This is a genomic window from Pelomonas sp. KK5, assembly GCF_001984095.1.
Taxonomy (GTDB): Bacteria; Pseudomonadota; Gammaproteobacteria; order Burkholderiales; family Burkholderiaceae_C; genus KK5.
Map to the genome: position 1 here is coordinate 1 of NZ_LYVQ01000057.1, position 23,898 is coordinate 23,898.

Genomic DNA, 23,898 nt, shown 5'->3' on the forward strand with positions numbered 1-23,898 from the left:
CCGCGCGCCCCACTGCCAGGTCTTCACGCCCGCCTCGTCCATGAACTGCGGGGCGAGGTTCCAGCCGATGCTGTTGTCGGTGGAGGCGAAGAAGCCGTTGGGCGCGGCGTAGTCGAAGGCGGGCCAGAGCGCGTGGTCCTGCTTCGTGGCGCCGGGCGCGGCCGGCCAGCCGCGCGCGCTGAGGCCGGCCGACAGCGTCGATTCGGCAGGCGGTGCGTCGATCAGCAGCAGCGTGCCCGCGGCCAGCGCCGGCGTGCCGCTGCACAGCAGGCCGCAGGCGAGGCCCAGCGCAAGAGGCCCGCGGCGATGACAGGATTTCATGTCAGGCGATTGAAGGGAAGACGGTCGAAGAATCATCCAGCGGCGCGCTGCATAACGCGCAAGAAGCACTGACACGAAGCCAAGCAAAGCGCCCTTCATAGCTCTGACTACCTGACCGCATACCGACCACCCTTGCTCTGCCCCCGCGTATCGGCGTGACCCGTTCGTTCCAGGCACAAAGCCTCTTAGACTCCGCCGCCTTGCGTCCATGCATGCGGAACGCCGCCAAGCCCTTTCAATGTCGACCGATTCAGCGATCCTGCCCGTGCGCCGGCTCATCCTCCTCCATGGCCTGGCGAGCACGCCCAAGGAGTTCAGCCTGCTGCACCACCCGCTGCGGCGCCTGGGCCTGCAGCTCGAATGCCCGACCGTGCCCGGCTACAGCCACGGCATGCTCGCCACCGATGCCCGCTGGACCGACTGGGTCGATGCGGCCACGACGGCCGTCGCCGCGCTGCTGGAGGACGGCGAGCCTGCCATCATCGGCGGCCTGTGTTCCGGCGCGATGCTGGCCCTGGCCGTGGCGGACCGCCTGCCGCGCGCCCCGCTGCGCGGCCTGGCGCTGCTGTCGCCGCTGCTGGCCTACAACGGCTGGGGCCTGCCCTGGTGGTACCGGCTGCGCCACATCGCCTACGGGCTGGGCATCTCGCGCTGGTTCGCCATGTCCGAGCGCGAGCCCTACGGCCTGAAGAACGAGCGCATGCGCCAGTGGGTGCGGGCGCAGATGGACGGCGTCGAGGCCACGCTGGTGGGGCCGGCCAGCGTGCCGCTGAACGTGGTGCGCCAGAGCGAGCTGCTGTCCCGGCATGCGCGCAGCCTGCTGGACGAGCAGCACCGCCCGCTGCTGGCCCTGCACGCCCGCGAGGACGAGATCTGCCGCCTCGACACGGTCCGCAAGGCCTTCGAGCGCCAGCGCAGCGGCGTCGCCCGGCTCGAGGTCCTGGAGAACAGCTACCACATGGTCAGCGCCGACAACGACCGCCAGCAGGTGGCCGAGCTGATCGCCGGCTTCGCCGCCCGGCTGAGGCCCGGCGGCGACCACGCACGCACCGCCAGCGCCACCCACTTCCCCACCAGCCCGCGCATCGCGGACGCCTACGCCAGGACTTCATGATCATGAACAGCATCGAGCGCCTCCAGGATCTCATCCACGACAAGTTCGACGTGGACAAGAGCAAGATGGACGCCGACGCGCCCTTCGCCGACTACAACATCGACTCGCTGACGCTGGCCGAGCTGATCTTCACGATCGAGGACGAGTTCCACGTCACCGTGCCCGACTCGGCCGCCACGTCCATCACCACGCTGCGCGGCCTGGCGCAGATGCTGGATTCGCTGACGGCCACGCCGCAAGCCGCATGACCACCAGCTCGCGCGTCGGCATCGTCGGGCTCGGCCTGTCGAGCCCGCTCGGCGCGGACCTCGACGGTGCCTGGGCGCGGCTGATGGCGGGCGAGTCCGCCATCGGGCTCATGAGCTTCGAGGGCCTGCCCGACATCGCCGCCGCGCGAGTCCAGGAAGACGTGGCCGCCGTGCTGCCCAAGCTCCAGCAGGTCGGCACCGAGCGCGTCAGCCAGATGGCGCTGGCGGCGGCGCGCCGGTCGATCGACGATGCCGGCTGCGGCCCCTGGGCGGATGCCGAGCGCGTCGGCCTCTACCTCGGCACCGGCATGGGCGGGGCGTCCACGATCGACTCGGCCTACGCCGCGCTGTATGCGGGCCGGCGGGTGCCGCCGCTCACCGTGCCGACCAGCATGGTGAACGCCGCCGCGGCCCAACTGGCCCTGCAATGCCAGATCCGCGGCCCCGTGCTGACCTACGCCGTCGCCTGCGCGTCCAGCGCCGCCGCGCTGGCCGAAGCGGCGCACGCGCTGCGCCGCGGCGAGGTCGACGTGGCCATCGCCGGCGGCGTCGAAGCGGTGCTGACCAAGGGCACGGTCGCCGCCTGGCAGGCGCTGCGCACGCTGGCCCCGCCGCACGAGGCCGACCCGGCGCGCAGCTGCCGGCCCTTCTCGCCCGACCGGGCCGGCCTGGTGCTCGGCGAAGGCGCGGCCTTCTTCGTGCTGCAGCGCGAGGACGATGCCCTGCGCGAAGGCCGGCGCATCCGCGCCTGGCTGGCCGGCAGCGCGATCAGCTGCGACGCCGCCCACCTCACCAACCCGGACCAGCGCGGCCAGATGGCGGCGCTGCGCCGCGCGCTGGCCGCGGCGGGCCTGCAGCCCGCCGACGTCGGCTACTGCAATGCACACGGCACCGCCACGGTCGCGGGCGATCCGGTCGAATGCGCCGCGCTGCGCGAGCTGTGGGCCGAGGCCGCGCCGGCCCTGCGCGTCAGCTCCACCAAGGCCGCGCACGGCCATATGCTGGGCGCGGCCGGTGCGGTCGAGGCGCTGTGGACGGTGCTCGCGCTGGAGCGCGGCGAGATCCCGCCGACCGCCGGCACGCAGGCGCTGGACCCGGCCTGCACCGGCCTCGGCCATGTGCTCGGCCAGGGCGAACGGGCCGCCGGCCTGCGCCATGCGCTGAGCAATTCCTTCGCCTTCGGCGGCACCAACGTCAGCCTGGTGTTCTCGAAGGCCGAGTGATCACATATTGCGTTCCTTCAGCGCCTCGAGCTGCTTCTTGGTCATCACGCCGCGGTTGACGAGGTTGTCGCGCGCCTTGTCAAGATCCGGCACCTTGACGCCGTCGGTGGTGAGCTTGAGGCTGGTGAACTCCTTCTTCGTGGAGCCGATGCGCATGCCGTAGGTGAGGAACTGGCCGTCGAAGTCGAGGAAGAACTCGGCCGGCTTGCCCTTGTTCTTCTCCATCAGCGCGGTGTATTCCTTGATCTCCTTGTCGGAGAGGTTCAGCGAGCTGGACATCATCGGCACGCCGATCTTGTTGGTGATCTCGGTGCGCGCGGTCTTGTCCATGAAGTCGATACGGTCCGCGACCTTGGCGGTCTGCAATACAACCAGTGGCATGGTGGAACACTCCTCTGCGTTGGGGGCGGCGAGCGGCCTGACCCGGGGATTCGATCCTATGGGGCTGCAATGGCCAGCGTCCATCCGTCCTTGCGCTGATTTGTGTCGTTATGTCCGCTGCGTTGACGAAGGAGAATCACCGCATCGCCACCACGGCCATCACCACCACCATGCGCACGATTGAACTGCCCGGCGGCACCGCCGTTCCACTGGCGATGCCCGTCCTCGGCCTGGGCACCTGGCGCTTCGGGGAGTCGCGCGGCAGCCGCGCCGCCGAGGTCGCCGCGGTACGCCAGGCGCTGGAACTCGGCTACCGGTTGATCGACACCGCCGAGATGTACGGCGAAGGCGCTGCCGAGGAGATCGTGGGCATCGCGCTGGCCGAGGCCATGCGGGCCGGCGACGTCCGGCGCGAAGACCTCACGATCGTCAGCAAGGTCTACCCGCACAACGCCAGCCGAACGGGCACCCGGGCCGCCTGCGACCGCAGCCGTCGTCGCCTGGGTCTGGACACGGTCGACGTCTACCTGCTGCACTGGCGTGGCCAGCATCCGCTCGCGTACACGGTCGAGGCGATGCAGGCGCTGGCCGCGGCCGGCAGCATCCGGCGCTGGGGCGTCAGCAACTTCGACGTGGACGACATGGAGGAGCTGCAGGCGATCAGCGGCGACTGCGTGCTGAACCAGGTCTGGTACTCGCTCGGCGAGCGCAACCCGGAGTACGCGCTGCTGCCCTGGCTGCGCGAGCGCGGCATGCCGCTGATGGCCTACAGCCCGATCGACCAGGGGCGCATGGCGAAGGACAAGGTGCTGGCAGAGATCGGCCGCGCGCGCGGCGTGTCGGCCACGCAGGTGGCGTTGGCCGGCCTGCTGGCGGAGCCTGGCGTGGTGGTGATCCCGAAGGCGACCAGCGCCGCCCACCTGCAGGAGAACCTGGCGGCCGCCACGCTCAGCCTGGGCGACGACGAGATGCGGGCGATCGAGCAGCGCTTTCCGCGGCCCAGCGGCAAGGCGCCGCTGGCGATGAACTAGGCCGGAAAGGCACGCTGCAGCAAGGCCTCCACATCGAGGCCGCGGGTATCGATGCCACCGGCCACGCGGCCCCAGCGGGCATCGAGCCGCGTAGCGACGAAGGCCTGCGCGACGGCAGGCGGCGCATCGCGATGCAGCAGCACGGCCATGGCCGCCAGCACCAGGCGTTCGGCCAGGCGGCGGCCCAGCGCTTCCAGCTCGGCGGGCGGGGTCGTCGTCACCAGCTCGCGCAGCGCCTGCACCTCGGCCACGAGACGCGGTTCGCCGGCCGCATCGCGCGCCAGCTCGTCGAGGATCGCGAAGAAGCCCTCCGGCTCGCGGCCGATGGCGCGCATCACGTCCAGGCACATCACATTGCCCGAGCCTTCCCAGATCGAGTTGACCGGCGCCTCGCGGAACAGGCGCGCCATGATGCCGTCGTCGATATAGCCGTTGCCGCCCAGCACCTCCATCGCCTCGCCGGTCAGCTCCACCGCGCGCTTGCAGACCCAGAACTTGGCGGCCGGCGTCATGATGCGCATCCAGGCGCGCTGCGTGGGCTCATGCTGGTTCTCGTAGCCCTCGCACAGCCGCATCATCAGCGCGACGTTGCCCTCGTTCTCCAGTGCCAGGTCGGCCAGCACCGCGCGCATCAGCGGCTGCTCCACCAGCAGGTGGCCGAAGGCCCTGCGGCCGCGGGCATACGAGAGCGCCTGCACCAGCGCCTGCCGCAGGATGCCGGCGCTGCCGACGACGCAGTTCAGCCGCGTGTAGGTGGCCATCTCGATGATGGTCGGGATGCCGCGGCCGGGCTCGCCGAGCAGCACGCCATAGGCGTCGTGGAACTCGACCTCGGAGCTGCTGTTGCTGCGGTTGCCGAGCTTGTTCTTCAGGCGCTGGATGTGGACGGCGTTCTTCGTGCCGTCGGGCCGCCAGCGCGGCACGAAGAAGCAGCCGGGGCTGCCGTCCCCGGTCTTGGCCACGACCAGGTGCGCATCGCACATCGGCGCGGAGAAGAACCACTTGTGGCCGCGGATGCGGTACTCGTTGCCGCGGCCCGCCTCGCCCACCGGCGTGGCGGTCGTCGTGTTGGCGCGCACGTCGGAGCCGCCCTGCTTCTCGGTCATGCCCATGCCGATCAGGATCGAGCGCTTCTGCGCGATCGGCACGTCGCGCTCGTCGTAGTCGGTGGAGACGAGCTTGTCCTGCAGCTGCGCCCACAGCGCGGGCTCCTTCTGCAGCACGGGAATGGCGGCCTGCGTCATCGTGGCCGGGCACAGCACGCCGGCCTCGACCTGGCCCTGCAGGTAAAAGCCCGCAGCCCAGGCGGCCCAGCGGCCTTGCCTGTCGTTGTCGAAGGGGAGCGAGACCAGGCCCTGGCGGCGGTACATCGCCGCGAGCGCGTGCCAGCTCGGGTGAAAATCGATGAAGTCGACGCGGCGGCCGCGCTTGTCGAAGAGCTGCAGTTCGGGCGTGTGCTCGTTGGCCTGCTCGCCGAGGCCGAAGCTGCGGCCGAGTTCCTCGCTGTAGCGCGAGAGGCCGGGCACGAAGCTCTCGGCGCCGGCCCGCTGCAGCGCTTCGAGCAGCGGCGCGTCGGTGTCCAGCAAGTTGTAGTCGCGCCGTTCATCGACCTGGTTGGCGATCTCATGGGTCTGCCAGGCTTCCATTGCATTCGTCTCCATCGGTGATCGATCGTCCAAGTCTAGGAAAAATGAGCCGCAACAGTGTTCGGGTTTCGCCAGCCGCCGGCAGCACCCGGCGCAAGCCCAGCCAGTCCCGGGCGCGGGTCAGCGCCGAGGCGCTGCAGCAGGCCTTTGTTCGGGTTCTGCTGGAACACCAGGGCCGCCTGGCGAAGGTGACCGTGCGCGAGGTGGCGGCGGTGGCCGGCGTCGGCGTGGGCACCTTCTACGAATACGCGGCGAACATGCGCGGCCTGGCAGCGCTGACGATCCACCTGCGCGTGAAGGCGCTGGCGGCGCAGCTGCAGGCCTGCGCGGAGGCGCATCGGGAAGCACCGCTGCCCGCGCGGGTCGAGGCGATGCTGGACCTGCAGCTCGCGCAGATCGCCGACGATCGGGAAGCCTGGGCCGCGCTGTTCCGGCTCGAACGCGAGGTCACGGCGCCCGAGGTCTACGCGCGGCAGTACGAGCAGTGGGTCGCGCTGTGGCAGCAGGCGCTCGGCGATGAAGTGCCGCCCGCACGCGCGGCGACGGTGGCACGGATGCTCCACAGCATCGGTTACGGCGCCGTCACGCAGGCCCTGCTGACGCTGGGCCCGGCCTTCGACGCCCAGGGCTCGCTGCGCGAGGAACTGCTGCTGGCGATGCACGCGTATCTGGCCGCCGCGAGTACCCGAACGTAACTTTGCAAAGCCGTCGAGTTTGAGGGTTATCCCCAATGACTCGCAGCCGCCCGACTGCTGCAATAGCGCCACTTTTTGGAAACGGTTCCAATCCGAAATTCCAGAGCACTACAACAGCAGTTCAAGGACGAGACAAAGCATGTCGACCCTGCGCCTCCAGCCGCCGGCCGCATTGGCCACCCCCGACTTCCTCTGGGGCGTCGCCACCGCCTCCTTCCAGATCGAAGGCGCCTGGGCCACCGACGGCCGCCTGCCCTGCATCTGGGGCACCTTCTGCAACACGCCCGGCAAGATCCTCAACAACGACACCGGCGAGTTCGCCTGCGACCACTACCACCGCTGGGCCGAGGACGTGGACCTGATGGCCCACCTGGGCGTGGACGCCTACCGCCTCTCCACCGCCTGGGGCCGCGTGATGGACGAGAAGGGCAACCCCAACCACAAGGGCCTGGACTTCTACAAGCGCCTGCTGGACCGCCTGCAGGAAAAGGGCATCCAGCCCTGGGTGACGCTCTACCACTGGGACCTGCCGCAGCACCTGGAAGACCGCGGCGGCTGGCTCAACCGCGACACCGCCTACCGCTTCGCCGAATACGCGGACCTGATGAGCCGCGAGCTGAAGGGCCGCGTCGCCGGCTGGATGACGCTCAACGAGCCCTGGTGCTCCGCCTTCCTGGGCTACGGCAACGGCCACCACGCACCGGGCAAGGCCAATATCGCCTATGTGCGCCCCGCCATGCACCACCTGCTGCTGGGCCACGGCCTGGCCCTGCCGGCGCTGAAGGCGAACGACCCGAACGCCAAGCGCGGCATCGTCGCCAACGTCGGCCGCGGCACCTCGGACAGCCAGGCCCCCGAGGACCAGGACGCCGCGATGCTCTATGAAGTCCAGCACAACAACTGGGTGCTGGACCCGCTGCTCAAGGGCACGTACCCGAAGGCGCTGGAGCGCCTGTGGCCCGAGAGCCGCCCGCTGGTGCTGGAAGGCGACATGGAGACGATCTCGCAGCCGATCGATTTCCTGGGCATCAACTACTACTTCCGGATGAACCTGCACAGCGACGGCGCCCACGGCTTCAAGGACGTGCCGCTGAAGGACGTCGAGCGCACGCAGATGGGCTGGGAGGTCCATCCGCAGGGGCTCGAGCACCTGCTGGTCAGCTTCAAGGCCCAGTACGGCGACAAGCTGCCCCCGATCTACATCACCGAGAACGGCATGGCCTCGGACGACGCCGTCGGCCCCGATGGCCAGGTGCACGACGAGCAGCGCATCAGCTTCCTGAACCGGCACCTGCAGGCCGTCGCCAACGCCAAGCAGCATGGCGTCGACGTCAAGGGTTACTTCTGCTGGTCGCTGATGGACAACTTCGAATGGGCCTTCGGCTACGAGCGCCGCTTCGGCCTGGTTCACGTCGACTACACAACACAGAAGCGCACACCGAAAGACAGCGCGCTCCAGCTCAGGGAATTTCTGGCCGCAAGAGCCTGACTTTTTTCAACCAACGAAGTCCTACAACCGGAGACATAGATGAAGCAATTCAAAGTAATCGCCGCCGCTGCCGCCCTGGCGCTGAGCGCAGGCGCCCAGGCCCAGAAGGCCGAAGTCATCCACTGGTGGACCTCCGGCGGCGAGTCCGCCGCCGTGAAGGAACTGGCGGCCGCCTACACCAAGGCCGGCGGCACCTGGGTTGACAACGCCGTGGCCGGCGCCGACAACGCGCGCGCCGCGATCAACTCGCGCGTGGCCGGCGGCAACCCGCCCACCGCTGCGCAGTTCAACACCTCGCAGCAGTACCACGACCTGATCAACGAAGGCCTGCTGAACGACGTGGACGCCGTCGCGGCCAAGGAAGGCTGGGACAAGATCCTGCCGAAGCCGGTGATCGACTCGATCAAGATCAAGGGCCACTACTACGCGGTGCCGGTCAACATCCACAACCCGACCTGGTTCTGGTACTCCAAGGCGGCGCTGGAGAAGGCCGGCGTCAAGGGCGAGCCCAAGACCATCGACGAGTTCTTCGCCGCGCTGGACAAGCTCAAGGCCGCCGGCCTGGTGCCGCTGGCCCTGGGTGGCCAGGCCTGGCAGGAATGGATCACCTTCTACGGCATCCTGCTGCACGTCGGCGGCACCGAGACCTACCTGAAGTTCTTCAAGGACCATGACCCCGCCGTCGTCAACACGCCCAACTTCAAGAAGGCGATGACCACGCTGAAGAAGCTGCACGACTACGTGGACGCCGGCTCGCCGGGCCGCAACTGGAACGACGCCACCGCCATGGTCATCACCGGCAAGGCCGGCTTCCAGATCATGGGCGACTGGGCCAAGGGCGAGTTCGCCAACGCCAAGCAGACGGCCGGCAAGGAATACGGCTGCTTCGCCGGCTTCGGCGCCAGCGCCCCGTACATGGTGGCCGGCGACGTCTTCGTGTTCCCGAAGACCAGCGACAAGGCCGCCATCGGCGCGCAGCAAAAGCTGGCCGCCGTGTTCACCGCGCCGGACACGCAGGTCGCCTTCAACGCGAAGAAGGGCTCGATCCCGATCCGCACCGACGTCGACACCAGCAAGATGGACATCTGCTCGCAGGCCGGCGTGGCCGCGATGAAGACGGCCTCGCGCCAGGTCGCCAACCCCGACGCGCTGATGCCGCCGGACATGGTCGGCGCCGTGACCGACATCGTCAGCAAGTTCTGGAACAGCAACCAGTCCGTGGACGATGTGTCCAAGGCGCTGGCCGGTGCACTGAAGAAGTAAACGTGAGCCCCCGCCCGGCACTGCGGCGCTGAACGCGCGCAGCGCCGGTCGGTCCCCCGAGGGGGCGCCGATTGCCCGGGCATCGAGCCCGGGGCAACATCGGCATGCCGGCCGGCTTGGGAGCCGCCCGGCGCTCGGCCGCAACAGCCAGGCCCACGCGACGCTCCTGCCGCGTGGCCGCATGGAAGTCTGAAGTACCAGGAGGCCTTATGGCCAGTACCACCCTGCCCGGGCCTTCGCCCCGCGCTGCCGGCAAGCCGGCCCGCGGGGCCAGCCTGTGGCGTTCCCTTCCCGCCCAGATCGCGCTGCTGCCGATGGCCGTCACCGTGCTGGTGGTCTACATCGGCACGCTGTTCTGGTCGGCCCGCATCTCGGTCAGCAGCTCCAAGGTCTTCCCGCGCGACGACTTCGTCGGCCTCTCCCAGTACGAGAAGCTGTTCGAGAACGAGCGCTGGGCCATCTCGCTGAACCACCTGCTGATCTTCGGCGTGCTCTTCGTCGGCGCCTGCCTGGTGCTGGGTTTCCTGCTCGCCGTCTTCCTCGACCAGCGCATCCGCGGCGAGGACGTGCTGCGCACGATCTTCCTGTACCCGTATGCGATGTCCTTCGTCGCCACCGGCCTGGTCTGGCAGTGGATGCTCAATCCGCAGCTGGGCATCCAGGCGACGGTGCGCGCCCTGGGCTTCCCCGAGTTCACCTTCGACTGGATCGTCAACCAGCGGTTCGTGCTGTACACGATCGTCATCGCCGCCGTCTGGCAGGCCTCGGGCCTGGTGATGGCGGTGCTGCTGGCCGGCCTGCGCGGCGTGGACGAGTCGCTGTGGCATGCCGCCCGCATCGACGGCGTGCCGCGCTGGCGCTACTACCTGTCCATCGTGATGCCGCAGCTGGCGCCGGCTTTCGGCACCTCCTTCGTGCTGCTGGCGGTGGGCGTGGTCAAGGTCTTCGACGTGGTCGTGGCGATGACGCAGGGCGGCCCGGGCGATGCGTCCGAGGTGCCGGCCAAGTTCATCTACGACTACCTGTTCAACCGTGCCAATATCGGGCTGGCATCCGCCGCCTCGACCGTGATGCTGCTGACCGTGCTGGCCCTGCTGCTGCCCTGGTGGTATGCCCGCGCGATGAAAGCGAAGAAGGAGGCGCAGCGATGAGTACCGTCATGCAAGCTCCTGTGTCCCTGCGATCGAAGTCCACCGCGGCGAAGAAGAAGCGCAGCGCCTTCACGCCCGCGCGGCTGGGCCTCTATGCGCTGCTGGTCACCTCGGCGATCTTCTTCCTGATCCCGCTGTACGTGATGGTCACCACCTCGCTGAAGCCGATGGAGGAGATCCGCCTGGGCAACCTGTTCGCGCTGCCGGGCAAGCCCAGCTTCGACGCCTGGATCGAGGCCTGGTCCAGCGCCTGCACGGGCCTGGAGTGCCAGGGCATCCAGGTCGGCTTCTGGAACTCGGTGAAGATCGTCGTGCCCAGCACGCTGATCTCGATCTTCTTCGGCGCGCTGAACGGCTACGCCCTCTCCTTCTGGCGCGTGCGCTGGGCCGGCTGGCTGTTCGGCGTGCTGATGTTCGGCGCCTTCGTGCCCTACCAGGTGATGCTCTATCCGCTGGTGCGCGTCTCGGCGATGCTGGGCATCTTCGGCTCGCTGACCGGCATCGTGCTGATCCACACGGTCTTCGGCATGCCGGTGATGACCCTCCTGTTCCGCAACTACTACGCCGGCGTGCCGGTGGAGCTGTTCAAGGCGGCGCGCATCGACGGCGGCGGCTTCTGGCGCATCTTCTTCCAGCTGATGCTGCCGATGTCCCTGCCCATCATCGCTGTGGCCGTGATCATGCAGCTCACCAATATCTGGAACGACTTCCTGCTGGGCCTGGTCTTCGCCGGCCGCGAGAACCTGCCGATGACGGTGCAGCTCAACAACGTCATCAACACCACCACCGGCGAGCGCCTCTACAACGTCAACATGGCCGCCACCATCCTCACCTCGCTGGTGCCGCTGACCATCTACCTGCTGTCGGGCCGCTGGTTCGTGCGCGGCATCTCCGCAGGCGCAGTGAAAGGTTGATTGAAATGTCCAACGTCACCATCGAAAACCTCGGCATCCGCCTGACCGGCCTCGACATCCTGAAGGACCTGAACCTCGAGGTCAGCGCCGGCGAATTCCTCGTGCTGCTGGGCCCCTCGGGCTGCGGCAAGAGCACGCTGCTGCACAGCATCGCCGGCCTGATCGACGTGCACGAAGGCTCCATGGCCATCGGCGGCCAGGACGTCACCTGGGCCGACCCGAAGGACCGCGGCATCGGCATGGTGTTCCAGAGCTATGCGCTGTACCCGACGATGAGCGTGGAGAAGAACCTCAGCTTCGGCCCGCGCATCGCCGGCGTGGCCAAGGCCGAGATCGCCAAGCGGGTGGACCGGGCGGCCAAGATGCTGCACCTGACCGAGCTGCTCAACCGCAAGCCCTCGCAGCTCAGCGGCGGCCAGCGCCAGCGCGTCGCCATCGGCCGGGCGCTGGTGCGCGAGGCCTCGGTCTTCCTGTTCGACGAGCCGCTGTCCAACCTCGACGCCAAGCTGCGCGGCGAGCTGCGCCGCGAGCTGAAGCAGCTGCACAAGGATCTCGGCGCCACGATGATCTACGTCACCCACGACCAGGTGGAGGCGATGACGCTGGCCAGCCGCATCGCGGTGATGAAGCAGGGCAAGATCCAGCAGATCGACACGCCGGCCAATGTGTACGGCAAGCCGGCGAACATGTTCGTCGCCGGCTTCCTCGGCGCGCCGAGCATGAACTTCGTCGAAGGCACGCTGGAGGTCGCCGAGGGCACGATCCTCTTCGTCGCGCCGACGCTGCGGGTCGATGTGTCCGACTATCCCTTCGCCAAGCTGCCGACCGGCGGCGAGAAGGCCGTGCTGGGCGTGCGGCCCGAGCACATCACGCTGACCGAGGCGGGCAGCGAGCGGGCCAACGGCTCGGCGCTGGTCTCGCTGGTGGAGCCGATGGGTGCCAGCCAGGTGGTGTGGCTCGATGCGCAGGGCGTCTCGCTGGCGGTCGATGCCGATGCGCAATTCACCGCGCCGGCACTTGACCGCAAGATCGGCTTCGCGATCCAGCCTTCGCACCTGTCCCTCTTCGACCTGCAGTCTCAAGAGCGTTTGTAAAAACCCGATGGCCACCATCAAGGACGTCGCCCGCCTCGCGGGCGTCGGGGTCGGCACCGCCTCGCGGGCGATCTCGGGCAACGGCTCGGTCTCGGCCGATGCGCTGGCGCGCGTCAACGAGGCGGTGGCAGCGCTGAACTTCAAGCCCTCGACGACGGCGCGCGCGCTGTCCACGCGCTCCGCGGGCATGATCGGCATCTACGTGCCCGATTTCGCCGGCGACTTCTACGGCCCGATCCTGCACTGCGTGGACCGCGAGCTGCGCGGCGCCAGCCGCCACATGGTGGCGGCCAACGGCTGCGGGCCGGCCGACATCTCGATCGACGACATGGAGGCGCACCGCCAGCAGGCGCTGGACGGCATCGAGTTCCTGATCGAGCGCCAGGTCGACGGCCTGCTGGTGATGGGCGACGCGCTGACCGACGCCGACTGCGACGGCCTGTGGGCCCGCATGCCGCGCCTGGTGCTGCTGAACCAGACCAGCCCGTCCAACCTGCTGCACTGCTTCAGCAGCGACCATGAACTGGCCGGCCGCCTGGCCGCGCGCGCCCTGCTCTCCAAGGGCCACCGCGAGATCGCCTGCATCTCGGGCCTGCAGTACGCGCACGACAACGCCTCGCGGATGGCCGGCTTCCATGCCGAGCTGGCGCTGCATGGCGTGAAGATCCCCAAGAGCCGCCAGATGATCGGCGACTTCAGCTTCGACGGCGGCCACGCGGCGGCGAAGAAGCTGCTCAAGAAGGGCATCAACTTCAGTGCCGTCTTCTGCGCCAACGACATGATGGCGATGGCGCTGATCTCCTGCTTCGGCCATGCCGGCGTGCGCGTGCCGGAGGAGGTGTCCGTGATGGGCTTCGACGACAGCGCGCTGGCCCGCTACACGCACCCGCGCCTGACGACGATCCGCATCCCGATCCAGCGCACCACGATCAGCGGCTGCCGCTTCCTGCTGAACCAGTGCTACGGCCTTGCCTTGCCGGTGGAGCGGGAGTTCCCGCCGGAGGTGGTGTGGCGGGAGTCGGTGGTGGACGGGCCTTACCTCACAGCCTGAACACCGCCACCGTCTGCGCCAGGCTCGCCGCCTGGTGCTTCAGGCTCTCCGCCGCCGCGGCGCTCTGCTCCACCAGCGCCGCGTTCTGCTGCGTCACCTGGTCGAGCTGGTTCACTGCATCGCCGATCTGGCCGATGCCGCTGCTCTGTTCGACGCTGGCGGCGCTGATCTCGCTGATCAGGTCGTTGACCCGCTTCACCTGCGAGACGATCTCGTTCATCGACTGCCCGGCCTCGTTGACCAGGCGCGAACCGGCATCCACCTTCTCCACGCTGCTGCCGATCAGCATCTTGATCTCCTTGGCGGCCTGGGCCGAGCGCTGGGCCAGACCGCGCACCTCCGAGGCCACCACCGCGAAGCCGCGGCCCTGCTCGCCGGCCCGCGCCGCCTCGACGGCCGCGTTCAGCGCCAGGATGTTGGTCTGGAAGGCGATGCCGTCGATCACGCCGATGATGTCCACGACCTTGCGGCTGCTCGCGCTGATCTCGCCCATCGTGGCCACCACCTGCTCCACCACGCGGCCGCCCTGCATCGCCGCCGACGAGGCGCTGCCCGCGAGCTGTGCCGCCTGGCGGGCGGTGTCGGCGTTCTGGTTGACGGTGGCGGTCAGCTGCTCCATCGAGGCCGCCGTTTCCTCCAGGTTGCTCGCCTGCTCCTCGGTGCGCTGGCTCAGGTCCGCATTGCCGGTGGCGATCTCGGCCGAGCCGTGGGCGATCGAATCGGAGCTGTGGCGCACCTGCGTGACGATCTCCACCAGGCTGCCGTTCATCTTCTTCAGTGCACCAAGCAACTGGCCGGTCTCGTCCTGGCTGTCGATGGACACGTTCGAGGTCAGGTCCCCCGAGGCGACCGTCTCCGCGACGGTGACGGCCCGCGCGATCGGGCCGGTGATCGAGCGGGTGATCACCAGCGCAAGCACCGCGCCGATCGCGATCGCCACCACAAGCAGCGTCACCACCGCCCAGCGCGTCTGCTCGAAGGCGGCCTGCGAGTCCTTGTAGGCCGCGTCGCCGCCCTGGGTCTGGAACTCCACGTCCTTGGACAGCGTATCCATCACCGCATTGAACGGCGTCAGCCCCTTGTCGTACTGCGCCTTGCCGGCGGCATCGAAGTTGGCGTCCTCGTGCTTCAGCGCCACCAGCGCGCTGACGTTGGCGAAGTAGTCCGCCTGCGCGGCCTGGATCGCCGTCTCGTACTTGCGCTCCTCGTCGGTGGCGACGGTCGCGGCATAGCGCTTCCAGGCTTCCTGGGCCTTGGCCTTCAGGTCTTCGACGCGCTTGATCTGCGGGTTGTACTTCTCGGGGTCGCCGGACATCACGAAGCGCGCCTCGGCGCGGCGGATCGAGGACATCACGCCCTGGTACTCGCCCAGCGCGCGCATGGCCGGCAGCCAGTTGGTGGCCATGTCGGTGGTCGAGTCGTTGACCTTGCCGATGCGGTTCACGGAGAAGACTCCGAGCACCAGTGCCAGCACAAGGACGGCAGCGAAACCCAGCAGCAGCCGGGGGCCGATCTTCAATCGGGTCAGGGCGTTCATGGCATTTGTCTCCTCGTGGTCCGGTCTCTGTGGATCCGGATCTCCCCGCGAGGAGCCTACTGCAGGACGTGAAGATTTGATACCGGGAGAAATGGCCTGACCCCGCGCCTCATCCTGCGTCAGGCCCAGGGTCGCAGGCCCATCTGCTGCTGGCCCAGCGGGCTCAGCTCATCGAGGGTGGCGCGGCCGGCGAAGCCCAGCTCGTAGTCTTCCGGCGCGAAATCCGGGCTGCTGCGCCCTTCAAGGAAGGCCGCCGCCTGGCGTTGCGCAAAGGCCTCGTTCTTGTGGCACCAGGGCGCGGCGCCGATGTAGATCACATTGCTGGGGCCGGTCCCGCCGTGCCGGTCCTCGACCGCATGGATCACGTCGCTGTGCCAGAAGATCGCATCGCCCGGCTCCATCACCGGGATCGACACGAGCCCCGCCAGCAGCGGCGCATGCCACTGCGGCGAGGCGCCCAGCGCGCGGCCCGGCTGGGCGCCGCAGAGATCGCCCTCCGGCACGTCCGGCTGCAGCGCGCGCAGCAGCATCCACGGCGTGCTGGCGGCCACCGGCACCAGGCGCAGCGTGCCGTCGCCGGGGCCCTGGCGGCTCAGCGCGGTCCAGCCCTGGAAGGTGCGGAAGGCCGAGCAGACGGCGGGCGACGGGATCTCCTTCGTGGCGATCCGGTGCTCGGCGTCGAAGGGATCGAACGCCAGCGGGTCGCCCTCGAACACCTCGCGATAGAGCGGGCGGAAGCTCGGCTCGCACCAGCGCTCCACCGAGCCGCCGTCCGAGTGCGGGGACAGGCCCAGGCTGGCATCGCCGGGCTCGCGGCGGCGGATGCGGTCCGCGTAGTTGAACTGTCGGTCGGGGTCGAAGAAGCGCCGGCCGTTCTTCTCGAAGGTCCACAGCCGGTTCAGCCAGGCACGGGTGGTGGCCTGGTTCGCGTGCTGGCGGGCCTCCATCTGCGGCTTCGACCAGTACAGGCTGTAGATCTGCGGCCTGCTGGAGGCGAGCGCGCTGAAGTACTTGTCGAGCCCGGCCTTGTCCTTCATCCGGTCGAGGTAGCCGACGGCGTCGATGTAACGCCCTACTTCAGCGTTCCAGGCCTCGGCCTGCGCGCGCTCGAAGACACCCCGCACGACGACGCAGCCGCGCCGCCTGATCCGTGCCTGCTGCTGCGGCGTCACCGTGCCGGCGGCCACGTCGGCGAAGGCCAGCTCGGGCACCGCCCCGCCGGCCGCCTGCTCCGCACGGATCGCGCTGACCTCGTCGTTCAGCGCTTCGCTCAGGCGCCCGAAGCGGCCGGCCAGATCGGGCACGCCGGCCCGCAACTCGCGCTGCGCCTCGGCGGTGGCGCGCGGCACATCGTTCATCCACTGCTGCATGGCTTGCTCCCAGGCGTTGCGTGCTGGCTCAGGGCGCCTCGTGGCAGACCGCCTCGACGTTGTGGCCGTCCGGGTCCAGCACGAAGGCGCCGTAGTAGTTCGGATGGTAGTGCGGGCGCAGGCCGGGCGCACCGTTGTCGCCGCCGCCGGCGGCCAATGCGGCGCGGTGGAAGGCCTCGACCTTGGCGCGCGAATCGACGCGGAAGGCCACATGGATCGCCGGCCGGTTGGGCGTGCCGCGGCTGATCCAGAAGTCGGGCTTGGGCGGCTCGCCGAAGCCGGCCACGTCGGTGCTGCCGGTGACGGCGGCCGGGAACTCGGCCAGCAGCGCGTAGCCGATCGGCGCCAGCGCGGCGGCATAGAAGGCCTTGCTGCGCTCGAAGTCGCTGACGACGAGGCCGGTGTGGTCGATCATGATCTATCCCTCCTGCGAGGCGGCCAGCATAAGCTGCCCGCCGCCCGAGGGCGAAAGCCAGTCAGGACTGGCGGGCGTCGACGTAGGCCCAGGCCGTCAGCCCCGAGGCCAGCGTCACCTCGGCGCGGCGATAGTCCTCGACCTCGTAGGCATCGGCGTGGGCCAGTTCGCCCGGGGTCACCTCGAGCACCGCGCCTTCGATGCGGTCCTCGGCGCTGCCGGTGTGCACGGCGATCGGATGGTGGGTCTTGCCGCTGGTGGCGACCACGGCGCTGTCGCGGATCGCCAGCTGCTCCAGCCGGTAGCCGGGCAACTGGTCCGCCTGGCCGTTCAGGCGGCGGCCGAAGGTGGCCAGCTGCACGCTTTCGAGCTGCAGCGTGCCGTAGGAGAAGAGGCGCTGCGTGGCCAGCATCGGGGAAGCGCTCATGGCCAGTCGGTCGCCTCGGCGAGCGCCGCCACGGCGTCGGCGAAGCCGCGTGCATCCGCTTCGTCGAAGCGGGCCGGCAGCGGGCTGTCGAGGTCGAACACCGCACGCAGGCGGCCATCCACGACCACCGGCAGCACCAGCTCCGAGCGCGAGGCCGAGTCGCAGGCGATGTGGCCCGGGAAGGCGTGCACGTCCTCGACCCGCTGGATCTGCTGCGTGCGGGCGCAGGCGCCGCAGACGCCGCGGCTGAACGGGATGCGCACGCAGGCGACCTTGCCCTGGAACGGTCCCAGCACCAGTTCCTCGCCCTCGCGGGCCATGTAGAAACCGGCCCAGTTCAGCTGCGGCACGGCGCCGTACACCAGCGCGGAGAACTGCGCCAGGTTGGCCAGCCAGTCGCGCTCGCCGTGCAGCACGGCCTTCACCTGCGCCAGCAGCGTGGCGTAGGCCTCGTGCTTGGCCTGCGGGCTGGACATGTCCAGGGTGTCTGTCGTCTCGAAACTCATCGTGTGGCCTGATCTACCGGGACAGGCATTCTCGCCGGATCGGGTTCCGCGCCTCAGAGCGGCAGGCCGTTGCTCGCCCGCAAGTCCTCGACAGCCGCCGCCGACATCCACAGCAGCGTGTTGAGGTAGTCCTCCAGGCAGGCCACCAGCGGCTCGCGCGGTCCCTCGCGCCAGGCGGCCGACGAGTAGAAGGCGTCCTGCTGGGCCACCATCTGCTCGCGGCTGTCGAAGGCGCGGATCAGGTAGAAGCTCTCGTGCTCATGGTCCGAGCGGCCGAAGGCCACCACGTCCATGCCGCTGGATCGCACCAGCGGCAGGGCCAGGCGGAAGGCCTCGATGAAGCGGTCGGCGCTGCCGGGCTTGAGCTTGTAGCTGCGGATCTCGACGAACTTGCGGGCCATGAGCACCCCCGAGACGGACTAGCGCGAAGCCTCGGCCACGCAGCCTTCCTTGCCGCCTGCGCACGCCGCGAAACTGCCCTTCTCGAAGAACACCCGCGCGCGGTCGCTCTCGGCCTGCGTGGGCTTGCTCATGCGCCACTCGTCCTGCTCCTTCATCTTGTAGCGGATGAAGCCGGCGTCCGGATCGAACTGGTAGAACGGATAGGTGTCGCGGAAGCCACCGATCACCAGGGCCGGCGCGAAGAGCAGGATGCTGGTGGCCATGGTCCCGCCGTTCACATGCAGCGGCAACAGGCCGAACATCGTCTGCCCGCCGGCGCTTGTGGCCTTGAACAGGTACTGGCCGGTCGCCTTGGACGCCAGCGGCAGTTGCTGCGGCAGCTCCGCATTGCTGGCCATGCCGCCGCTGAGCGACAGCTTGGTGCCCGGCGCCGCGGCGTCAAGGCGGGACACCGTCGAGCAAGCCTGCAAGGCCAGCAGTGCCAGCGCAGCGATTCCGCTGCGCCATGCCAATTGATGCGTCTTCATCTGTTGTTGTCCTATCCCTGGGCGATGCTCACATCTTCGCACTGAACTCGATCGCCACCGAGCGCGGCGCCGTCACGTTGGCGGTGCGCGAGCCGACGGCCGAACCCAGCGGGCTGACGTAGGCCACGTACTGCTTGTCGGTCAGGTTGTTGATCACCGCGGCCACGCCCCACTTCTTCTGCGGTGCATCCCAACCCACGCGCAGGTCGAAGCGCTGGGTCGGGCTGCCGACGCGGAAGGCCGGGACGCTGCCGCAGGTGTACTTGTCGCTGGTCTCGGCGTTGCAGCGGGCCGCGCCGGAGTAGGCCCAGTTCAGCGTGGCGCTGCCCTCGCCGCCCAGCATGCCGTAGCGGGCGTTCACGCCCAGCGTGGCCGAGACGCGCGGCGTGCCGACCGGCTGGCCGTCCATGGTGATCGTCGTGGCCGCGTCCTTGGCATAGGCGTAGTGCTTGTAGGTCTGGTTGATCAGCTCGGTGGCGCCGGACAGGCGCCAGTTCGGGTTGATCTGCCAGTAGCCTTCCAGGTCGGCGCCGTTGGCCTTCTGGTCGGACACGTTGACGACATAGGTCAGGATGCCCGAGGAGCTCTTGCTGGTGCCGATCGATTGCAGGTTGTTGAAGTCGTAGTGGAACAGCGAGGCGGTGTAGAACAGGCCCGCGTCCTGGATGCTGCCCTTGATGCCCATCTCGTAGTTGGTGATGGTCTCGGGGCTGAAGGTGCTGACGCCTTCCTTGTAGATCGCGTTGAAGCCGCCGGCCTGGTAGCCGCGCGTCACCGAAGCGAACAGCATCGTGTCCTTGTTCAGCTTGTGGTCGATCACCAGGCGCGGGCTGGTGTTGTTCCACGAGGCGCTGCTGCGCACCACGGAGTTCGTGGCCTGCGGGCTGTTGAAGTTGATGTTGCTGGTCATCAGCGCGTAGAGGTCGTCGCCGAGGTTGGGCGACAGGCCCGCGGCCACCAGCGTGCCCTTCAGCTGCGCCAGCGACATGCCCAGCTGCGCGGCCACGGCCGTCATCGTGGCGTCGCTGTTGACGCCGGTGAAGAAGCCGAAGCGACCCAGCGCGCCCAGCACCGCGTCCAGCTCGGGCGCCACGCGCGTCGGGTTGTACCAGGTGAAGCTCTTGCTGTCGTGGGTGAAGCGCACGCCGCCGGTGAGGTTGGTGTCCTTCGTCAGCTTCCAGATCACGTCGCCATAGGCCGCCACCGCCTTGTTGACGCCGGTGTTGTACATGGACTCGGTCCAGGGCAGGCCCGAGACATTGATCGCCGGGATGCCGCCCAGCGCCGCCAACTGGTTGGTGATGCCGAAGGGCGTCAGCAGCCCGCCGCTGGCGTTGCCGGTGACCAGGTCGACGGTGGCGGTGTTGGAGTACAGCGCGGTCTGCTGCTTCGCGTTCTCGTGGAAGGCGCTGACGCCGGCCACCCAGTCAAGCTTGTCGCTGCTGCCGTTGAGGCGGAACTCCTGCTGCCAGCTGCGGTTCTTCTCGAAGTTGCCGGTGGACAGCGAGGTCAGGAACACGCCGTTGCCGTCGTTGTCCTGCACGTTCTGGGCGGTGAAGCCGCGGTAGGCGGTCGTGCTGGTGAAGGTGGCGAAATCGAGGTCGTGGGTCAGCCGCAGCGTGACGCCATCGAACTTGCGCGCTTCCTTCGCATCGGGGTAGTTGTTGGTGAAGGTCTTGCGGATCGGGTTGAGCCAGGTGCTCGGGTCTTCCGGGAAGGGGTTGGTGGCGAGCTTGGTGTCCGAGGGCAGCGCGATGATGGCGCGCGGCTTCTGGCTCAGCTGCTCGTGCTCCCAGGTCAGCAGCGCCGTCGTGTCGCCGCCGGTCCACTTGAGCGCGGCGCGGGTGCCCCAGCCGTCGTCGCCGCCCCACTTGCTGCCGTCGTAGAGGTTGGTCTGCCAGCCGTCCTTGTGCTCGCGCACGGCGGAGAAGCGGAAGGCGGTGCTGTCGTTGATCGCCGCGTTGCCCAGCACCTCGGCATGGTGCTGGCCCTGGTTGCCCAGGCGCAGCAGCACGCTGGTCTCGCTCTGGCGGCCCGGCTCGTTGCTGATGATGGAGATCGCGCCACCGGCGGCATTGCGGCCGAACAGCGTGCCCTGCGGGCCCTTGAGCACCTCCACCCGCTTGACGTCGTTGAAGTTCAGCAGCGCGCCGCCGGTCTTGCCGGCATAGACGCCGTTCAGGTAGATGCCCACCGGCGCGTCGGTGCCGATGCCGAAGTCGCCGCTCCCGAGGCCGCGCATCTTGTACTCGGGCTGGGTCGGCTGCGAGGCCTCCACGCTGAGGCCCGGCACCAGGCCGTCGAGCCCGGCCATGCTGGTGGCGCCCACCGCCTTGATCGTGTCCGCGCCCAGCACGCTCATCGTGATCGGCACCTCCTGCAGCTGCTGCAGCCGGCTCTGGCCGGTGACCTGCACGACGCCGAGGTTCTGCACCGGCGCATCGCCGCTCTTGGCTGCATCCTGCGCGAAGGCGGGCGCCAGGGCGGCCGCGGCGGCCATGGCGATCAGGGTCTGGCTTGCTTTCATGCGCGCTTGCTCCTCTTTGCTGGTTTTGCTTGCTGTTGTTCGGGGTCAGGTCTTGTCCGTCGGCACGCACTGCCCCGGCATGGCCTTGATCCAGTCGCGGATCAGCTTCAGGCCTTCCTCGTGGACGGTGCTGCGGCCCAGCTCGGGCATCATGATCCCGCCCTCGGTGGACGAGAGGCGGAAGGGCATGATCGACGCGTCCGGCTGGCCCGGCACGATGCCGAAGCCGCGGTCGCCGGTGCCCTTGCCCGCGGCCACCGGCGGCTTGCACAGGCCCAGCACGCGGTTGGGCGGCAGGAAGGGCTCGAGGTTCAGCCCGGTGTTGTTGGCCGCGCCGACCGGGTTGTGGCAGTGGGCGCAGTTGATGTCCAGATACGCGCGGGCGCGCGCCTCCAGCGGCAGGGCCGGGTCGCGCCAGTCGGCGTTCTTCGGGATCGTGGCGGCCTCGGCGGGCAGGCCCGTCAGGAAGCCGGCCTTCACCAGGTGCTCCAGCTGGTTCTCGGTGGCGCCGCCGGCATAGGTGAAGGGCCGGTTCAGGTGGCGCGCCTTCAGGCCGATCGGCTGCAGTTCCTTGCCCTTGATCTTCGCCACATGGCAGCTGGCGCACTGGTTGGTGTTGGGCACCACGTAGGTGAACGAGTGGCTGGCGCCGCTCTTCTCGTCCTTCAGCGTCAGCGCGGCCTCGTCGCCGGTGCGGGACAGCACGGCCTCGGTCTGCTCGGCGTTCCACACATAGGGCAGCGCGACCCAGCCTTCCGTGCGATGCACCAGCACGCGGGTCTCGATCAGGCGCACGCGGGACAGGTCCAGCGTGCGGCCGTCCAGCAGGTCGGCGTTGCTGCTGCTCGTTGCGGTCTGCAGCAGCGCGCCGTCCGCCTTCGGGTAGTAGAAGGTCTTGGTGATCACCGTGCCGACCGGCAGCTCGAAAGCAGCCTCCGGCGCGTACTTGCCCGGTGGCGTGCCGGCCGGCATCCAGATCGTGCGCAGCTTGTGCGCGTAGTCGCTGAACAGCGGGGTGTTGAGCTCGTAGGGCTGCACGCCCTCGTTGAGCTCCACGCGCAGCGCGCCGGTCCTGAACTGGTGCCAGTCGCTGAGCCTGGCGGGCTGGCCCTCGGGGATGAAGGCCGCGGGGGCGTTGGTGTTCTTGCAGGCGGTGAGCGAGGCGGCCAGGGCGGCGCCGAGCACCAGCGCGCCAGCGGCGCGCCAGAGGGTGACTACGTTGTACATCGGGATCTTGTCTCGGAAATCAGGCGCTGCGGCCCTTCAGTTCGACGGCCGGGAGCCGCGGCAGTTCGCAGTCGTGCGTCTGGGTGTCGACCTTGGGCGACTTGTACTTGTTCGGGCCGTCGGCGTTGAGGACCTCGGTCTTGCCGTTCTTCACACAGATGCGCTCCTCGGCGACGCCGGCGCGCTTCTCGTCCACGTAGCCGTCCCACAGCACGTCGGGGAAGCGGCCGTTGATGCCGAACATCATCGTCTTCAGCGTCTTCAGGTCCAGGCCGTCAGGCGAGTCGCCACCGCCGCTGAAGCGGTTGTCCAGCACATAGATGGCGCGCGGGTACGGGTCGTAATCCGGCTCGGTGCCGCCCTGGGTGAAGTAGCCGGTCGAGTAGTAGCTCGACACGATGATGTTGGCCGTCTGGTTGTCGGCGATGTCGTTGTCGAAGATCTCGACCTTGGAGTTGCTGTTGATGACAACACCCGACCCCGCCGGCACGCTGGCCACCGCCGTGCCCTTGGCGCCGAAGTTGCCGAGGTTGTTCTTGACCGCCTTGTTCTTGTAGACCCGCGTGCCGTAGCCGTGCTGGGTCAGGTTGGGCATGTTGAACACGAGGATGCCGCCGGTGTTGCCGGTGGCCACGTTCTCGTACACGTCCGCATTGATCGTGTTCTCGATCTCGATGCCGGCCACGTTCTGCTCGGCATGGCAGCGGCGCACGATCACGTCGCGGCTCTGGCCCACATAGATGCCGGCGTCGGCCGCGCCCCAGGCCTCGGAGTCCTCGATCAGCACGTTCTTCGTCTTGACCGGATAGATGCCGTAAGGGCCGTTGCTGGTCTTGGGGCCGCCGGTCCAGCGCACGCGCACGTTGCGCACGGTGATGTTCTCGCCGTCGTTGATCTTGACGCCGTCGCCCTTGCTGTCCTCGATGGTCAAGCCTTCCAGCGTGAAGTCGCTGGCGTAGACGATCAGGCCTTCGGGGCCGGAGAGCTGGTCCTTGAACGAGACGATGGTCTTGTCCTTGCCGGCGCCGCGGAGGGTGACGCCGTTGGCGCGCAGCGAGAGCCCGCGGTCGAAGTGGTAGCGGCCGGCCGGGATCTCCACCACCGAGCCGGGCTTGGCGTCGAGCAGCGCTTCCTGGATCTTCTTCTGCAGTTCGCCGTCGACCTTCAGGTCACCGGCGATGCCGCCCTCGGCGGATGCCGGGGCCGCCTCCTGCTTCGAGCAGCCGGCGGCCAGCGCCAATGCCGCAGCCACGGCCAACACCGTCTTGATTCCCATGCGAGCGTCTCACTCCAGATAACTTGTTATGTCCACGGTAGGGAAAACCGGGGTCTGGAGGAA

The 23,898-nt window shown here is 68.7% G+C and carries 23 protein-coding genes and 1 pseudogene; 11 read left to right on the top strand and 13 right to left on the bottom strand.

Translation table 11 applies throughout. The features are described 5' to 3' along the window. Positions 1-321: pseudogene (locus tag B0W88_RS11210) on the bottom strand (hypothetical protein); the annotation flags it as partial. A gap of 238 nt (positions 322-559) precedes the next feature. Between B0W88_RS11210 and B0W88_RS11215 the strand changes: the two are divergent. Genes B0W88_RS11215 through B0W88_RS11225 form a run of 3 tightly spaced genes read left to right on the top strand, consistent with a single transcriptional unit; the run spans position 560 to position 2,906 of the window. Beyond that, the gene (locus B0W88_RS11215) at positions 560-1,435 is read left to right on the top strand and encodes a carboxylesterase (protein WP_077034745.1); all 876 of its coding nucleotides are present in this window, start codon (positions 560-562) and stop codon (positions 1,433-1,435) included. A 2-nt stretch (positions 1,436-1,437) separates the two neighbouring features. Continuing rightward, positions 1,438-1,683, top strand: a complete 246-nt coding sequence (locus tag B0W88_RS11220) for an acyl carrier protein (RefSeq protein WP_077034770.1) — start codon at positions 1,438-1,440, stop codon at positions 1,681-1,683. Next, complete coding sequence (locus B0W88_RS11225; RefSeq protein ID WP_077034746.1) at positions 1,680-2,906, top strand: beta-ketoacyl synthase; 1,227 nt, start codon at positions 1,680-1,682, stop codon at positions 2,904-2,906. Before B0W88_RS11220 ends, B0W88_RS11225 begins: the two co-directional genes overlap by 4 nt. On the opposite strand, the gene B0W88_RS11230 is transcribed toward B0W88_RS11225, so the two are convergent. Further along, complete coding sequence (locus B0W88_RS11230; protein ID WP_144006721.1) at positions 2,907-3,287, bottom strand: hypothetical protein; 381 nt, start codon at positions 3,285-3,287, stop codon at positions 2,907-2,909. A gap of 158 nt (positions 3,288-3,445) precedes the next feature. Here B0W88_RS11230 and B0W88_RS11235 point away from each other — a divergent pair, with 158 nt between their 5' ends. After that, positions 3,446-4,318: an aldo/keto reductase gene (locus tag B0W88_RS11235; RefSeq protein WP_198937819.1), complete on the top strand. Its 873-nt coding sequence runs from the start codon at positions 3,446-3,448 to the stop codon at positions 4,316-4,318. Here the strand turns inward: B0W88_RS11235 and B0W88_RS11240 are convergent. Further along, entirely contained in the window at positions 4,315-5,979 is a 1,665-nt protein-coding gene (locus tag B0W88_RS11240; protein WP_233151689.1) for an acyl-CoA dehydrogenase family protein, read from the bottom strand. The two genes, B0W88_RS11235 and B0W88_RS11240, sit on opposite strands and share 4 nt — an antisense overlap. A gap of 29 nt (positions 5,980-6,008) precedes the next feature. Here B0W88_RS11240 and B0W88_RS11245 point away from each other — a divergent pair, with 29 nt between their 5' ends. From B0W88_RS11245 to B0W88_RS11275, 7 genes are all read left to right on the top strand, one after another. Continuing rightward, positions 6,009-6,659: a TetR family transcriptional regulator gene (locus tag B0W88_RS11245; protein WP_077034749.1), complete on the top strand. Its 651-nt coding sequence runs from the start codon at positions 6,009-6,011 to the stop codon at positions 6,657-6,659. 139 nt (positions 6,660-6,798) lie between these two features. Further along, positions 6,799-8,148 (top strand): GH1 family beta-glucosidase, encoded by a 1,350-nt coding sequence (locus B0W88_RS11250; RefSeq protein ID WP_083748727.1) that lies wholly within the window; start codon positions 6,799-6,801, stop codon positions 8,146-8,148. Between the two features lie 39 nt (positions 8,149-8,187). Then, complete coding sequence (locus tag B0W88_RS11255) at positions 8,188-9,411, top strand: ABC transporter substrate-binding protein (RefSeq protein ID WP_077034750.1); 1,224 nt, start codon at positions 8,188-8,190, stop codon at positions 9,409-9,411. A gap of 209 nt (positions 9,412-9,620) precedes the next feature. Then, on the top strand, positions 9,621-10,562 hold the full coding sequence (locus B0W88_RS11260; protein WP_083748728.1) for a carbohydrate ABC transporter permease: 942 nt from the start codon (positions 9,621-9,623) through the stop codon (positions 10,560-10,562). Then, positions 10,559-11,476, top strand: coding sequence for a carbohydrate ABC transporter permease (locus B0W88_RS11265; RefSeq protein WP_077034751.1), 918 nt, complete (start codon positions 10,559-10,561; stop codon positions 11,474-11,476). The genes B0W88_RS11260 and B0W88_RS11265 overlap by 4 nt, the downstream gene beginning before the upstream one ends. A gap of 5 nt (positions 11,477-11,481) precedes the next feature. Further along, complete coding sequence (locus tag B0W88_RS11270; protein WP_077034752.1) at positions 11,482-12,570, top strand: ABC transporter ATP-binding protein; 1,089 nt, start codon at positions 11,482-11,484, stop codon at positions 12,568-12,570. Positions 12,571-12,577: 7 nt separating this feature from the next. Then, positions 12,578-13,621, top strand: coding sequence for a LacI family DNA-binding transcriptional regulator (locus B0W88_RS11275; protein WP_077034753.1), 1,044 nt, complete (start codon positions 12,578-12,580; stop codon positions 13,619-13,621). Here the strand turns inward: B0W88_RS11275 and B0W88_RS35190 are convergent. The 10 genes from B0W88_RS35190 to B0W88_RS11325 form a co-directional block, all read right to left on the bottom strand. Beyond that, the gene (locus B0W88_RS35190) at positions 13,611-15,158 is read right to left on the bottom strand and encodes a methyl-accepting chemotaxis protein (protein WP_077034754.1); all 1,548 of its coding nucleotides are present in this window, start codon (positions 15,156-15,158) and stop codon (positions 13,611-13,613) included. The genes B0W88_RS11275 and B0W88_RS35190 overlap by 11 nt on opposite strands. A 119-nt stretch (positions 15,159-15,277) precedes the next feature. Continuing rightward, a complete protein-coding gene (locus B0W88_RS11285) occupies positions 15,278-16,528 on the bottom strand; it encodes a YbiU family protein (protein ID WP_077034755.1) in 1,251 nt (416 codons plus the stop codon). 28 nt (positions 16,529-16,556) lie between these two features. Beyond that, the gene (locus B0W88_RS11290) at positions 16,557-16,943 is read right to left on the bottom strand and encodes a VOC family protein (protein ID WP_077034756.1); all 387 of its coding nucleotides are present in this window, start codon (positions 16,941-16,943) and stop codon (positions 16,557-16,559) included. Positions 16,944-17,004: 61 nt separating this feature from the next. Beyond that, a complete protein-coding gene (locus B0W88_RS11295) occupies positions 17,005-17,370 on the bottom strand; it encodes a gamma-glutamylcyclotransferase family protein (protein ID WP_077034757.1) in 366 nt (121 codons plus the stop codon). After that, complete coding sequence (locus B0W88_RS11300) at positions 17,367-17,876, bottom strand: GAF domain-containing protein (RefSeq protein ID WP_144006722.1); 510 nt, start codon at positions 17,874-17,876, stop codon at positions 17,367-17,369. The genes B0W88_RS11295 and B0W88_RS11300 overlap by 4 nt, the downstream gene beginning before the upstream one ends. Before the next feature lie 53 nt (positions 17,877-17,929). Next, positions 17,930-18,277, bottom strand: a complete 348-nt coding sequence (locus B0W88_RS11305; RefSeq protein ID WP_077034758.1) for an NIPSNAP family protein — start codon at positions 18,275-18,277, stop codon at positions 17,930-17,932. Between the two features lie 18 nt (positions 18,278-18,295). Beyond that, positions 18,296-18,730: a hypothetical protein gene (locus B0W88_RS11310; RefSeq protein WP_158080842.1), complete on the bottom strand. Its 435-nt coding sequence runs from the start codon at positions 18,728-18,730 to the stop codon at positions 18,296-18,298. A 103-nt stretch (positions 18,731-18,833) separates the two neighbouring features. After that, complete coding sequence (locus B0W88_RS11315; RefSeq protein ID WP_077034760.1) at positions 18,834-21,332, bottom strand: TonB-dependent receptor; 2,499 nt, start codon at positions 21,330-21,332, stop codon at positions 18,834-18,836. 45 nt (positions 21,333-21,377) lie between these two features. Next, positions 21,378-22,559: an SO2930 family diheme c-type cytochrome gene (locus B0W88_RS11320; protein ID WP_077034761.1), complete on the bottom strand. Its 1,182-nt coding sequence runs from the start codon at positions 22,557-22,559 to the stop codon at positions 21,378-21,380. A 19-nt stretch (positions 22,560-22,578) separates the two neighbouring features. After that, positions 22,579-23,835, bottom strand: a complete 1,257-nt coding sequence (locus B0W88_RS11325; RefSeq protein ID WP_077034762.1) for a parallel beta-helix domain-containing protein — start codon at positions 23,833-23,835, stop codon at positions 22,579-22,581. Between the last annotated feature and the right edge of the window lie 63 nt (positions 23,836-23,898).

Excerpts from the sequence above, each read along its gene's own strand:
- B0W88_RS11215 (WP_077034745.1), top strand. The coding sequence starts at position 560 with ATGTCGACCGATTCAGCGATCCTGCCCGTGCGCCGGCTCATCCTCCTC.
- B0W88_RS11220 (WP_077034770.1), top strand. The coding sequence starts at position 1,438 with ATGAACAGCATCGAGCGCCTCCAGGATCTCATCCACGACAAGTTCGAC.
- B0W88_RS11225 (WP_077034746.1), top strand. The coding sequence starts at position 1,680 with ATGACCACCAGCTCGCGCGTCGGCATCGTCGGGCTCGGCCTGTCGAGC.
- B0W88_RS11230 (WP_144006721.1), bottom strand. The coding sequence starts at position 3,287 with ATGCCACTGGTTGTATTGCAGACCGCCAAGGTCGCGGACCGTATCGAC.
- B0W88_RS11240 (WP_233151689.1), bottom strand. The coding sequence starts at position 5,979 with ATGGAGACGAATGCAATGGAAGCCTGGCAGACCCATGAGATCGCCAAC.
- B0W88_RS11245 (WP_077034749.1), top strand. The coding sequence starts at position 6,009 with ATGAGCCGCAACAGTGTTCGGGTTTCGCCAGCCGCCGGCAGCACCCGG.
- B0W88_RS11250 (WP_083748727.1), top strand. The coding sequence starts at position 6,799 with ATGTCGACCCTGCGCCTCCAGCCGCCGGCCGCATTGGCCACCCCCGAC.
- B0W88_RS11255 (WP_077034750.1), top strand. The coding sequence starts at position 8,188 with ATGAAGCAATTCAAAGTAATCGCCGCCGCTGCCGCCCTGGCGCTGAGC.
- B0W88_RS11260 (WP_083748728.1), top strand. The coding sequence starts at position 9,621 with ATGGCCAGTACCACCCTGCCCGGGCCTTCGCCCCGCGCTGCCGGCAAG.
- B0W88_RS11265 (WP_077034751.1), top strand. The coding sequence starts at position 10,559 with ATGAGTACCGTCATGCAAGCTCCTGTGTCCCTGCGATCGAAGTCCACC.
- B0W88_RS11270 (WP_077034752.1), top strand. The coding sequence starts at position 11,482 with ATGTCCAACGTCACCATCGAAAACCTCGGCATCCGCCTGACCGGCCTC.
- B0W88_RS11275 (WP_077034753.1), top strand. The coding sequence starts at position 12,578 with ATGGCCACCATCAAGGACGTCGCCCGCCTCGCGGGCGTCGGGGTCGGC.
- B0W88_RS35190 (WP_077034754.1), bottom strand. The coding sequence starts at position 15,158 with ATGAACGCCCTGACCCGATTGAAGATCGGCCCCCGGCTGCTGCTGGGT.
- B0W88_RS11285 (WP_077034755.1), bottom strand. The coding sequence starts at position 16,528 with ATGCAGCAGTGGATGAACGATGTGCCGCGCGCCACCGCCGAGGCGCAG.
- B0W88_RS11290 (WP_077034756.1), bottom strand. The coding sequence starts at position 16,943 with ATGATCGACCACACCGGCCTCGTCGTCAGCGACTTCGAGCGCAGCAAG.
- B0W88_RS11295 (WP_077034757.1), bottom strand. The coding sequence starts at position 17,370 with ATGAGCGCTTCCCCGATGCTGGCCACGCAGCGCCTCTTCTCCTACGGC.
- B0W88_RS11300 (WP_144006722.1), bottom strand. The coding sequence starts at position 17,876 with ATGAGTTTCGAGACGACAGACACCCTGGACATGTCCAGCCCGCAGGCC.
- B0W88_RS11305 (WP_077034758.1), bottom strand. The coding sequence starts at position 18,277 with ATGGCCCGCAAGTTCGTCGAGATCCGCAGCTACAAGCTCAAGCCCGGC.
- B0W88_RS11315 (WP_077034760.1), bottom strand. The coding sequence starts at position 21,332 with ATGAAAGCAAGCCAGACCCTGATCGCCATGGCCGCCGCGGCCGCCCTG.
- B0W88_RS11320 (WP_077034761.1), bottom strand. The coding sequence starts at position 22,559 with ATGTACAACGTAGTCACCCTCTGGCGCGCCGCTGGCGCGCTGGTGCTC.
- B0W88_RS11325 (WP_077034762.1), bottom strand. The coding sequence starts at position 23,835 with ATGGGAATCAAGACGGTGTTGGCCGTGGCTGCGGCATTGGCGCTGGCC.